Raw genomic sequence first — 12,740 nt, 5'->3', positions numbered from 1 at the left:
TAGATTTTTGGTACTCAATCCATCAAAAATCTATAAATACAGGTTGATTAATCGTAAGAAAAGCATACCTGATGGTATGCAACTTAGACAACAAAAGTACTTGAATAACATAGTAGAACAAGATCATCGCTTTATAAAGAAGTGAACCCGCTCTATGCTAAGGTTCAAATGTTTTGACACAGCTACATCCACTCTTTCTGGAGTAGAAGCTATACATATGATTAAAAAAGAACAGATTGATTTATGGGACCAGTCTGTCCAAAACCAGAACTAATTAATCTTTATCAAGAGTCATTGCCAAATACTTTTACAAATAGATTTCCCCACAGTACCAGATACAATCGCCTACTGATAAAAGTATTATCTTGCTTATTTTGCTGTCTATGAGTCACTACCTCATCGTTATCAAACTAACAAAACAAAACTCCCTTAAAATGAAAAAATACGTTATTCTGTCTATAGAATCATAGGAGAGGATGGCGTTTTTGATATGAACTTATCGATTTCTGATGAACTAGAATTGTTTTCTAAAGAATTGCAACGATATATGTCACCGCATGCTTTGGAGCAATTGGCTAGAAAAATCGGATTTGTTCAACGAAGAAGTAAATATGGTGCACAAGAATTAGTGGCTTTATGTGTTTGGTTAAGCAAAAACATAGCAAATACTTCATTGACACAACTATGTAGTCGATTAGAAGTTAACACAGGTATTTCTATGAGCCCAGAAGGACTCAATCAACGTTTTAATTCCCAAGCTGTACAGTTGTTACAACAAATATTAGCCTCTTTACTCCATCAACAATTTTGTTTATCTAGCCAAATTCCAACATCGTATACAAACTATTTTCGTCGGATTCGTATATTGGATTCTACACATTTTCAGGTTCCAGATAAATTCGCCTCTACATATCAAGGTTCAGGAGGTAGTGGTCAAAGTGCTGGTGTGAAAATTCAATTAGAGTACGATTTACTAAGTGGTCAGTTTCTACATGTTCATGTAGGATCGGGAAAACACAATGATAAAACTTATGGATTCACTTGCCTAACGTCTCTTCAACCACACGATGTATGCATACGTGATTTAGGATACTTTGACTTAAAAGACCTACATACTATAAGCGAGTGTGATGTTTATTTTATTTCACGATTAAAGCTCAATACTCGTATATATCAAAAGAATAGGGAGCCTGAATACTTTCAAAATGGAACAATAAAAAAGCATTCTGAGTACATTCAACTAGATATGGAGCAATTTATTGACCAATTACAGTCTGGTAAAACTTATGAGATTCCTGAGATTTATATCGGAATGTATCAAAAACTTCCTGCAAGGCTTATCTTATATAAATTAACTGAAACACAAATGAAACATAGGCAAAAAGATTTAGCATCTAAAGAACATAAGAAGCAAATTACCTATAAAGAGCGTAGTAAACGGCTTAGTGCGATTAACTTTTACATTACAAATATCCCCTCAGAATACTTACCCAAAAAACAAGTATACGATTTTTACTCTTTACGTTGGCAAATTGAACTTTTATTTAAAACATGGAAATCATTTTTTTGTATTCATCATTGTAATTCTGTAAAATTAGAACGGCTAGAGTGTCATTTATATGGGCAATTAATTAGTATCCTTCTTTGTTCCTCCACTATGTTTCAAATGCGTCACTTACTCCTCGTCAAAAAGAAACGAGAACTAAGTGAATATAAAGCGGTCTATATCATTAAAGATTACTACCTACTTATATATCAATCTCTACAACAAAACACCCAGGAACTATCAAAGACCTTCCTTTGTTCAATCTCTTGCATAAAAATGGACGAAAGTCTCATCGATATGAGAAGAAAACAGTCTTTGATATATTGGGTGTCGTGTACAATTATTTGTTTACTCACAATCATGTAGCTTAATTAAAAAAATGAAACCCGTTAGGGTTTATTTGGTGTGCAGATTTTTAGAAAGCTGATATCAACTCTTTAGAAAATAGAAAAAATCTAGTCGACGGACTTTTACTTAATCTTAGCTTGATAGGCATGGGCGGTGCCCCCTTTACAGATTAATGTACATAAATAATGTACACTCCATAATTAATTGCTAGATGTTGCTAATATGCACTTTTTATTTATGTACAGATCAATTTTTAGTAGTCTCAAAGCTACTTTACTCAATAATAAATTCGGACCAATACCAATCGTACTTTCAATTCGCGTACGTTCATATATTTCTCTCTTAAACTTTAATGCAAACTCGCGAGGATTACTCGCAAACAAATGAATACTTGCAGTCATATCCATGAAAAACTCATCGATTCAGTTGTCAATATTCTTTTAAATCCGAATAAACTATTTGGATTTAAAATAAAAAAAACAATAGTTATAATAGATACAAAATGAAACTCTTAAGAAGCCATAAATAAACAAAAAAAGCAAACCATTTCCTTTGGTTTACTTTTGCATAATAGAACATTAAAAAAATCGATTCTCCTACAACGATACTTATTATTTAAAACTTGAAACGTTATAGCTATATGATGGCTACAACTCTTTAAATATGAAACGAAACTTAAATATACCTATAAAAATTCATAACTATCACAAAAATGTGTAGAGATAATAAAGTTGTTTAATTTATAATAAAGTCCTTTAAAAAATAATTAAGTTGTTTACTTCTTTTAGGATTAACGAAGTAGTTTAATGGAAGAAGAATTTATAGTAAGTGTTATAATTGGAATGTCAACACTAGACTGGACAATTTTTATAAGGTCTGTTTCTTATATTCCACTGGCGTTAAATAGCCTAGTGTTCCGTGAATTCGAATGTTGTTAAACCAATGAACATAATCATCAAGTTCAAGAGCGAGCTGTTCAAGAGAAGCGAAGTGTGCTCCGTTTGCGAATTCTGTTTTAAACACTTTGAACATCGCTTCGGCCACAGCGTTATCGTAGGGGCAGCCCTTCATACTTAATGATCGTTGAATTCTGAATGTTTCTAAAGCCTCTGAAATCAGTTTATTATCAAACTCTTTTCCTCGGTCTGTATGAAACATCTTGATGTTATGTAAATTTCCTTTAATACTCGCTAATGCTTTATACACAAGGTCTGCTGTCTTATTTGGACCAGCACTGTAACCTATAATTTCTCGGTTGAAAAGGTCCACAAATAAGCATACATAGTGCCATTTTTTTTCAACACGGACGTATGTTAAATCACTGACAACTACAGCTAATTGCTCTTCTTGTTTAAACTGACGTTGTAACTCATTTTTGATTGGTGCTTCATTACAGGTTTGTTTATACGGCTTGTATTGTGACACCGTATAATTTGATACAAGTCCTAATTGTTTCATAATTCGACCGATTCGACGTCTAGAAACGACCATCTTCTGTTTCTTTAATTCTACTTTGAGTTTACGAGTACCATAGTTACTACGGCTTTCTTTAAAGAGTCGTTCTATTTCGTTGGAAAGCTCAACGTCTTCTTTTTCATGTGCGTCTTGTTCACGCGGCTTGGCGTGATAGTAGTAGGTACTTTTGGCGATGTTAAGGACGTTACACATTGCTGATACTGAATATTTGTGAGTGTTATTTCGGATCACATCTATTTTCGTCCCATGATCAGCGCTGCTTGCTTTAAAATGTCATTCTCCATCATTAAACGTTGATTTTCTTTACGTAATCTGATTAACTCATTTTCTTCTTCTGTCCGATTTTCTTTAGCAGTAAATGTCCCAGTTTCTTGATGATTCTTAATCCAGCGATCCAACGCAGAAGGCGTTATTTCATATTCTCGACAGATATCTGCACGGGACTTTCCATTTCCATATAGCTTTACTAATTGAAGTTTAAATTCTGGTGTAAAAGTTCGACGTTGACGTGACATAGTAGCACGCTCCCTTAGGTTAGTATGTTAAGTCTACTAGCCCTTATAGTATCTGTCCAACTTAGTGTAGCCGATTCAAGATTTCGATTCTTTAAATTGATTACAGTGTCCCACTACTCCACATTTAAAAAGATGCTCCTGGATTTATCCAAGAGCATCTTTTATAAAGCTTTATTTTTACTTGTTTATCAACTATCTTATGATATTTAGTACCTCTCATATTTTTAAACAAAACTACTTAGTAATCGTATGAAAGGCTACCTAACCGTTTTAACGGCACCTCCAAGTATACTATTGCGCTTACGTCTAATTAATAAGGATCTGATTCATGGCTTTTCTTCACTGCATCTTTTGTTGCTTCGTTTGCAGCTAATGAACCTTGGCCATATTTTGATTTACTTACTTCGCGGCCTGGAAGTTTGTTTTCCGTTTTAGCTTCTTTCATTTTCTTTTCAATACCTTCTTTAACACGACGGCCATAATCTTCATCAGCTTGTTTGAAGTGTTCAATCATCGCATTCTGAATTCTTTTGTCACATACTGCAAGTGCTTCAGATAGATTTTTAACCAACTCATTTCGTTCCCACTCCTCAAAACTACGATACGTGTGACCTGCTTGACCATAATTATTAGGACGATCGATTGGTGCACTCATAGCAGCCGCATTGTAAGTTGGTTGGTGTGGATGGTGCTTTTCTTGTTTTGCATCTTTATAACCACCCAGCATAGATGGCTCATAGTTAATATGCGGATTTTCTCCAGACTCTTTCGGATTACGCATATCCATTTGACCACGATGTTGATTTGTACGGACAGGTGCTTTAGGTGCATTAACAGGTAATTGTAGATAGTTTGCACCAACGCGATAACGTTGCGTATCTGAATAAGAGAAAGTACGACCTTGTAGCATTTTATCGTCTGAGAAGTCCATGCCATCAACAAGTACTCCTGTACCAAAAGCAGCTTGTTCAATGTCTGAATGGTAATCAACTGGATTACGATCAAGAACCATACGTCCTACTGGTAACCAGGGGAACTGCTCCTCTGGCCAAAGCTTCGTATCATCAAGAGGATCAAAATCGAGTTCTGGATGATAATCATCCTCCATAATTTGTACAAATAGCTCCCACTCTGGATAATCTTTGCGCTCAATTGCTTCATATAAATCTTGTGTTGCATGACTAACATTCATTGCTTGAATACTGTTTGCATCTTCTTGTGTTAAATTTCGAATTCCCTGCTTCGGCTCCCAGTGATATTTCACCAATACCGCTTCGCCTTTTTCATTTACCCATTTATAAGTGTTTACACCAGATCCCTGCATATGGCGATATGTTGCTGGAATACCCCATGGAGAAAATAAAAATGTAATCATATGCGTTGCCTCCGGGGTACGAGAAACAAAATCAAACATTCTCTGAGGATTCGCCACATTCGAAACCGGATCAACCTTAAACGCATGAATCATATCTGGGAACTTCATCGCATCACGAATAAAGAAAATTTTTAAATTATTCCCTACTAAATCCCAGTTACCATCTTCCGTATACATTTTCACTGCAAAACCTCGTGGATCCCTTGCTGTTTCTGGTGAGTCCTTAGCTCCAGCTACTGTAGAAAAACGAACCATTAACGGTGTTTTTTTGCCAGCCCCCGAAAACACTTTCGCACGAGTATATTTTTCTACCGGCTCATCTCCAACTTTTCCATACGTTTCAAAATACCCAAATGCTCCAGCTCCTCGCGCATGTACTACACGTTCCGGAACCTCTTCTCGATCAAAATGAGAAATTTTTTCGATGAAATGATAATTTTCAAGTGTTGCTGGACCACGATTCCCAATTGTTCGGATATTTTGATTATCCTTCACAGGGTGCCCCTGTCGTGTTGTCAATGTCTCACGTTTCACGTCTTGTTCATCTAGAGAATTCATGTCCTGGTTTTCTTCCATAATTGAAAACCTCCTCAAAATTATTCACCTTTAGGTATTTCCATTTATTAGAAAAAATATGATAGAATTGCAAATTATTTATAATGTATCAATTAACAATGATATAGTTGTAATTAGTACTTTAAAAATAATAGGAGTGCTTCATTTGTTAATTTCCCACTATATTCAAATGGTACAGTTGCATCTGAATCACCATGAATAACAAGGGTAGGTATATTAATCTTGGCTAAATCGCCTCTGAAGTCTGTTTTGCTGAAAGCAGCGATATCTCTATTGTAAAATCGAAATGATACTATCCCAATTAATAAATATTACTAACTATATATCTAGATTAATATCTGTCATATTTTTTATATACAAGATTAATTAGATTTAAAAAAAGATTTCTTTTTCTTTACTCGTAATAAATCACCTGTCCACCCTTTGAATCGCATATACATATACATACCTCCTGTTGTGAAAATAATAAATAAGAGAGCAATTAAATAGCTATATTTCCATTCTAGTTCAGGCATATATTTAAAATTCATCCCCCACAATGCTCCTAAGGCCGTCAAAGGCGTACTTACAGCAGTTAATACAGTAAGAGCTTTCATAATCTCATTCCCACGATGTGAAGAAACCACTTCTTGTAAATGAATCATCGTGTCCAATTCTTCTTGGTACTCTTTAACAAGTTGTAATCCACGCTCTAATTTTACGTTTGTTTGTTTATAACAAAGAGTGTTTGTTAAGTTTTCTAACCAAGCTTCTTTCAGGCCTTGTAACACTTCTTGTATTAAGCGAAACACATGTGTGTTCATAAATAATTCATGACGAATATGATAAATTCTTTCTAAAACTGCTATGTTATTATGATGATAAAAATCCCATAATACATTTCTGAAATTGTTTTCGAAATAGTCAACCTTTCGCAAGTAGTGAGATATAAACATTGATAAGATAGCACATAAGCCTTCAGCGGAACTATTACAATTTTTTGCACTAAAAGGGGCATTATGTATTAATTTCTGAAAGTCCTCTTCCTCTTTTTCCTGGACTGTTATGAGTATTCCATGGGCTACGAAATAATGAAGAAATTTTTGAATTTTGGCGTCCTTTTTATCTTGATCATATAAAAACGAACCATATACACAAGTTTGACTTGGTGATAATGTATAAACATATAATCCATTTTCACAAGGGGAACTTATTTTCTTTACAAATTGAGAGAAATAAGATGTTACATCACGAGGGATTATAGAAGAAAGTTTTTCAAGCTCACTAGTTTTCACATGATACCAACTCCATTTCGGCATTTTTATGCATTCCATATTATTCTTCCTTTCTGAATCGTTTTATGTTTGATCGAATCCCGTAATATAAAGTGAAACTTTAATCAGTGGGGGTTTTCTTCATCCCCACTGATTATTAGTTGAACCAATCGGACTTTAATGGCATAGGGGGCCTTATTCTGTTAAAAGGAAGCCCCCCTATATATTAGCTATTTTTATTCTCAATTTTAAACATTTCCTCTATATAAGCACTTTTTATCTTTTCTTATAAAGCATTTATTATATGTGGAAAAGAAGCTACATAATTTGGCACGTCCATTCAACGAACTCCATTTCGTTCGTTATTATAATTTAGATTCATATGCAGATTGATTGGTGATGTCCTCAAATACTTGACTTCCAATCATATAGTATCCATGAAGTGCAGCCTCTTTCGAAGCATCTACCATACGGAAAGAAGAAATTTCACCTTACATTTTTTCAATTCGTTTTTTGTGGAGATCTACTATTCCTCCTGTCCAAATAATAGTATCGTACTGTTCTAACTTAAATTGTTCTTGTAATACACGCATGACGTCTTGGAAGTGTGCATCCAACTCTTTTTGAATTAAAGTATGAACCTGACTTGTCTGAGGATCTTCTTCTCGACCTCCATATCCTTTTTCTAATATGTTTGGCATGTCGTTAATATGCAATTGATTACTTTCACCCGCATGATTCTGCACGATATTCTTAATATTTTTCAAAGGCTTGCTACATCCTAGCTCTGTCTCATAATGATTTAAAATGACATTCTGTTTCATATCTGTCATTTCTAATGTACGAAATCCACCATCAATAATTAAGATACGATCTCGTTCCTGAATGATTCCCTCTTTTAAGAAATAGGCATGTAAAGCGACCGGTTGCTGAAGAATTAAAGCATTTTCCACCGTAATAGTAATAAATTTTCCATCAATTTGCACAGAAGTTTCTTTTTTTAGTGCACGTTGTAATTGCTCATGCTGACTACCAAAATAAGTGACAGGAAGCCCGGTAACAACTAAAGGTAACACGACATTTTCTTTATAATCCTTTGCAATGCAACCAAATATTTGTTGTTTAAACCGTTCGCTTTCATAATAATTTTCTATTTCTTCGTCAAATGGAGGAAGCAATGAAGCGTCAGATTGATGCGCTTCCTTTCCCATGTAGTATGCAAAATCTAAATCTATAAAACTTACCTTTGTTAAATCTTCACTTTCATCATGATTAGGTACAGGGGCTAGTGTGGAAGCTTCACTCTTAATCGTCACCTCAGAATCTACATCCTGTCGATATGCCCGCTTAGTAAAACCAATTCCTACATCAATTGCATACAGAGATTTCATACTTTCTTCCTCACTTTCTCTTTTTAGAATTAAATCTAAGCACTTTCTTCTTTCCCTTCTTTCCTATATTCCTTTTCATTTTTCGTTTTTTCTCCGTCTATGCCCTTACTATTTTCATTTATTTCGTTATCCTTTTCATCTTTTTTCTTTTTGTTATTTTCGTTTTCTGTTAAATCTTTAATAGTAGAAATGACAACCGGTGTGGCTGTAAGCAGTTGTGGTAATGTTTGTTTCGCAACATTAGCTGCAGTTACAGAGAATTGTTTACTTGTTTCGGTTACCTTCTCTAATGTTTCCTTTATGTTTCCTTCTTGTAGTTTGTCTTTTACGTTTTTTCCTGTTGTTTGTATAGCTTTCCGATTTTCTTTTTTTAATAGGGAGACTATGACTCCGGTCGTAATCCCAATCACAGCATATTTAAATATTGTATGTTTCATTTTTCTCACCCTTCTCTACTTTTAATGTCTTCCATGCTACAAGCTAAAATAATTACCTTACCTATTGCAATCTATTAGAGAGAATGATAGTTTTGCGTCTGCCTATCACTCGCCGTTAGTGTTTCATCTGTTACTAGGAGTAAAATTCTCCCTTGATCTAGTTTTTCTTCATATAAGTTAGCTTCCTCCTTCGACAACCCCATTTCTTCCATTTGATTTCGGAGCTCGTCCCCTTTTTTGGAGAAAAAGTTGATAATACTTTTTCCCAATCCTTGTTCTTTTACTCCAATCGTATTTATGTTTGTATCATCCGCAATCTTTTTTGTTATATGTTTTTCATGTGTTAAGACGTAAATGTCATCTTGGTGAATCCCTTGTAATTCTAGCTCTTTTACTTTCATAACTACTTCATGTTCATTATCATATTCATGAACCACCGGTTTTCTTTCATTCTTATACATTATATTTTTCCTCCTTTAGATTTTTAATTTTTTTATTTAGTTGTTATGTAATATGTAATACACCTATTTTAAAGATATTAAACCTAAATTTTCAAAAAATTTCACGCGATAGATTATTAATGTTTTTGAATATTAAAGAGATGTCACGAGTACTTTCCTTTGATAGCAGTGTTACAAATAACGATTTGTTTGGAAGGCAAGCCCTTTATTTTATAGAAAATTTCTATTTGGAAAAAGTTACAAAAGGAGTACAAGATGCTTTTTTCGTTAATTAAATCAAAATAAAAAAACAGGTTATTTGGCTATTCATTCCGTAAGCTTAATACTCAAGTTAATCTTTTTTCACACAGTTAAACTTTATTAAGAAAATTTTAAGGAATTCCCCTCTATATTTATAAGAATTTTTTTCTATACTGAATCATGTAAATGAACAAAAGACCTGCGGTAGTATGTCAACTGAAAAACAACAGAATTTTTAGTTATCAAAGTACTATTTATTTAAAAAAGACATCACGAAACTAGACCAGTAATACATGTAATTTACTGGAAATTAATTGAAAGGTAGCGATGACAAGTTTTATGTCACACTTTCACGCACCTTTCTGGCGTAAAGAGTTGGTGACTACGTAGTAGCGCATCCACCAATCGCACAAGTTTTCTTGCGGTTAGAACGAGTGCACGTTTGTGTTGATGTTTTGGTACTTCATTATATTTTTTCACGTAATATTCTTGGTAATCAGATACATGCCTTCTTACAGAGTTGGCGGCTTCAACTAAGTAATACCGCAAGTAATGATTTCCATTACGAGATAATGAAGTGTTTTCTGCGGTGAATCGACCAGACTGGTGCGTACGCCAATATAATCCGGCATATTTTGCTACCTTGGTTTCATCATCAAATCTTTCGATTTGACCAATTTCAGCGAGAATACCGGCGGCGAACACAGGTCCGACTCCAGGAATGGATTCAAGTGTTTGAGGCAATCCAGCCATGATTCGCTTAATGGATTTTTCTAGTTCTTTGATTTGTTGTTGATAGGTACGAATGACCGCAATAGATGTTCCGAGAAGGACATCGATGGAGTCTTCCACAACCTTATCCAAACGATAGGAAGAGCGAACAGCCTTTTGAATGGTTGATGCCACACATTTTGGGTCACCAAATCGGTTTTTTCCTTTCACTTGTAGGAACTCAGCGAGTTCCTCTAAAGGCATGTTGGCTAGCTCTTCTAGACTGAATTTTTCAAGGAACAATTCCATCATGGCGTTGCCAAATATAGAAGAGTCCACCTCTTGTGAGAACGTATTACATTTATAACTTAGGTGTTGTAAAAAATGTTGTTTTTCCTTTGTCAACATTCTAACGAGCTGATAACGAGATCTTGTCAATTGCTGTAGTGCCACATACTGGCTTTCTTTTACGATAGACATTTGATTTCTTCCGAACCGTAAATAGTCAGCGATGACGAAGGCATCAATCTCGTCTGTTTTATCCATGTCAGAATAGCTTTTCTTGAAGTTTGCAATTTGTTTTGGATTCATTAGAAAGACTTTTGCTCCAAAGCTTTGTAAGTCTTCATCATAGTGAAGAAACATAGATGGATGAAAACTATAAACAGATGTGGATTCTAAGCCGATTTTAAAGGTTTCAACCTCTTGAGTGGCTATACGTTGTAATAATCGCTCTTTAAGCGCTGTGGCACCTGGTAAATCATTATTGACTGAAAAGGAGTCTAGCTTTTCTCCTTCACCATTTAGAATACAAGCTTTTATATCAAACGAACTTACATCTAGACCAACAAATAATCTCACGTAAGAGACCTCCTTTCGATTTAGAATCATTTCTTGGACGCCTCGAGATATCTCTAGTGTGTACGCCGACCAACAACCTCGTGTATGAGAGCTTGTCCTGAATCGAAAGCCGCCCTAGAGCTACTAACATCTAGGTTCGAGGGTCAGGCTGCTCAGCCTGCGAGTAGGGAGTCCCGCACGTTCACTGAGAAACACTCTTTTTTATGTGGTATATCCACAGGAGAAATTAGAATTGTCCCAAATGATCCTACAATCATTATCTAGAAATATCTTGAGACATCCAAGTATTAATTTACGGGTCTCTTATTAAGGGAATTTAAAGCTGAAATAACAGCTTAAATATAATATACGAGGAGAAACAATCATGAAGAAATTTATACTTTGCATAATAGGAATAGGCCTTCTTATATACTTACTCCCCTTCATGTTACGCGGGGATCTAGACATATTAAATCCACTTGCTGAAGAGAAAAATGTATATGCCGTTGCGGAAGGATATGGTGTTCCCGATTATCATACGAACGGTAGAGCTATGTACTCGTTAAAAGACATTGATGAATCTGGAAATGAAAAAGAGTATACAGTAGGGACGAATACTCCTAATGATTTTATAAGAAAAACTTACTTGAAAATTCATGTAAAAGGTAGGTATGTTTACTCGTACAAGGCTATTTCTGAAAAGGATATTCCGGAGAAAATAAGAGGAAAATTAAAGATAGAAATTACATAAAAGAGCCCACTCGTATGAGTTGGCTCTCCCGTCTATCATTGTTTCAACAACCATTCTTCAATTACTTTCACTGTTTCATCTCGTTGTGCTTTTGGCGTAATTAAACTCGCATTATCACCCTTTTGCTCACCATACATGCCAAAATGAGCATGGTTTCCCCCTTTTATCATGTGCATAGTTGTATTCTTTGACATGAACTTTTTATTGTTCTCTATTTTTTCTACAGTTGCTAAAGCATCTACTTCTCCATAAATTGATAACATCGGGATCGATTTCGTAGAGAAGTCATCTGCAGGATACGAACCTAAGAAAATAATCCCGTCTACCTTTTCTTCATGTTGAAAGGCATACTTAGAAATCATAGCTCCGCCCATTGAATGCCCCGCAACATACCATTTTTGAACTTCCGGATACTTTTCAATTACACTATCTACCTCATTGATTCCAAGTATCGCTAAGTTTAATGGTAATTTAGGCATTACTACAAAATGCCCATCTTTCGCAAGAGCTTCTCCTAAATAACTATAAGCCTCGGCTTCTACTTTAGCTCCTTGATAAAAAATAACCCCTATTTTAGCATCTTTCTCTCCAAAAGCTATATAATCTTCATCTTTTTTATCATCCACTAACGACAAAGCCTCTTTCGTCGGTTTGTAACTAAACTGAGACCAAACAAAAAAACTAATACTTCCTATAAGTAAAATACCTAGTAAAGAGTACAGAATAATTTTTATCCATTTCTTCACAAAGATGACCTCCCTAAGATGTATATATTCTATATTTCAGATTACCATTCATACAAATAAAAACTCGAGCATTT

Annotated in this window: 9 protein-coding genes and 5 pseudogenes; 4 read left to right on the top strand and 10 right to left on the bottom strand. The window is 34.8% G+C overall.

What is annotated here, in order from left to right; translation table 11 throughout:
* Nucleotides 1–58: 58 nt before the first annotated feature.
* A pseudogene (locus tag QCI73_RS11995) lies at nt 59–274 on the top strand (DDE-type integrase/transposase/recombinase); the annotation flags it as partial.
* 216 nt (nt 275–490) lie between these two features.
* A pseudogene (locus QCI73_RS11990) lies at nt 491–1,917 on the top strand (IS4 family transposase).
* Between the two features lie 240 nt (nt 1,918–2,157).
* Here the strand turns inward: QCI73_RS11990 and QCI73_RS11985 are convergent.
* From QCI73_RS11985 to QCI73_RS11950, 8 genes and pseudogenes are all read right to left on the bottom strand, one after another.
* A pseudogene (locus QCI73_RS11985) lies at nt 2,158–2,316 on the bottom strand (Y-family DNA polymerase); the annotation flags it as partial.
* A gap of 445 nt (nt 2,317–2,761) precedes the next feature.
* Nucleotides 2,762–3,885, bottom strand: a protein-coding gene (locus QCI73_RS11980; RefSeq protein ID WP_085964333.1) for an IS3 family transposase whose coding sequence is annotated in 2 segments (ribosomal slippage) — nt 2,762–3,639 and nt 3,639–3,885 — 1,125 coding nt in all. Because the reading frame shifts where the segments join, the coding sequence is not laid out codon by codon here.
* Between the two features lie 310 nt (nt 3,886–4,195).
* Complete coding sequence (locus QCI73_RS11975) at nt 4,196–5,836, bottom strand: catalase (protein WP_327923064.1); 1,641 nt, start codon at nt 5,834–5,836, stop codon at nt 4,196–4,198.
* A 113-nt stretch (nt 5,837–5,949) separates the two neighbouring features.
* Nucleotides 5,950–6,123 (bottom strand): annotated as a pseudogene (locus QCI73_RS11970) (alpha/beta fold hydrolase); the annotation flags it as partial.
* A gap of 75 nt (nt 6,124–6,198) precedes the next feature.
* The gene (locus QCI73_RS11965) at nt 6,199–7,149 is read right to left on the bottom strand and encodes a magnesium transporter CorA family protein (RefSeq protein ID WP_262725924.1); all 951 of its coding nucleotides are present in this window, start codon (nt 7,147–7,149) and stop codon (nt 6,199–6,201) included.
* A gap of 305 nt (nt 7,150–7,454) precedes the next feature.
* Nucleotides 7,455–8,480, bottom strand: a pseudogene (locus tag QCI73_RS11960) (ParM/StbA family protein).
* A 35-nt stretch (nt 8,481–8,515) separates the two neighbouring features.
* Entirely contained in the window at nt 8,516–8,917 is a 402-nt protein-coding gene (locus tag QCI73_RS11955; RefSeq protein ID WP_327923062.1) for a peptidase U61, read from the bottom strand.
* A 74-nt stretch (nt 8,918–8,991) separates the two neighbouring features.
* Nucleotides 8,992–9,378, bottom strand: a complete 387-nt coding sequence (locus QCI73_RS11950; RefSeq protein ID WP_242296756.1) for a YflT domain-containing protein — start codon at nt 9,376–9,378, stop codon at nt 8,992–8,994.
* 119 nt (nt 9,379–9,497) lie between these two features.
* Between QCI73_RS11950 and QCI73_RS11945 the strand changes: the two genes are divergently transcribed.
* Nucleotides 9,498–9,653, top strand: a complete 156-nt coding sequence (locus QCI73_RS11945) for an acyl dehydratase (RefSeq protein WP_242296755.1) — start codon at nt 9,498–9,500, stop codon at nt 9,651–9,653.
* Between the two features lie 307 nt (nt 9,654–9,960).
* Here the strand turns inward: QCI73_RS11945 and QCI73_RS11940 are convergent, their stop codons facing one another.
* The gene (locus QCI73_RS11940; RefSeq protein WP_127063753.1) at nt 9,961–11,190 is read right to left on the bottom strand and encodes an IS110 family RNA-guided transposase; all 1,230 of its coding nucleotides are present in this window, start codon (nt 11,188–11,190) and stop codon (nt 9,961–9,963) included.
* A gap of 364 nt (nt 11,191–11,554) precedes the next feature.
* Here QCI73_RS11940 and QCI73_RS11935 point away from each other — a divergent pair, with 364 nt between their 5' ends.
* Entirely contained in the window at nt 11,555–11,920 is a 366-nt protein-coding gene (locus tag QCI73_RS11935) for a YxeA family protein (RefSeq protein ID WP_353822983.1), read from the top strand.
* A 35-nt stretch (nt 11,921–11,955) separates the two neighbouring features.
* On the opposite strand, the gene QCI73_RS11930 is transcribed toward QCI73_RS11935, so the two are convergent.
* The gene (locus tag QCI73_RS11930; RefSeq protein ID WP_262725918.1) at nt 11,956–12,666 is read right to left on the bottom strand and encodes an alpha/beta hydrolase; all 711 of its coding nucleotides are present in this window, start codon (nt 12,664–12,666) and stop codon (nt 11,956–11,958) included.
* Between the last annotated feature and the right edge of the window lie 74 nt (nt 12,667–12,740).

It is taken from the genome of Bacillus cereus group sp. MG16 (assembly GCF_040459875.1).
Taxonomy (GTDB): Bacteria; Bacillota; Bacilli; order Bacillales; family Bacillaceae_G; genus Bacillus_A; species Bacillus_A paranthracis.
The sequence above is the reverse complement of the archived record's forward strand: the minus strand, read 5'-3'. Positions and strand labels throughout refer to the sequence as shown.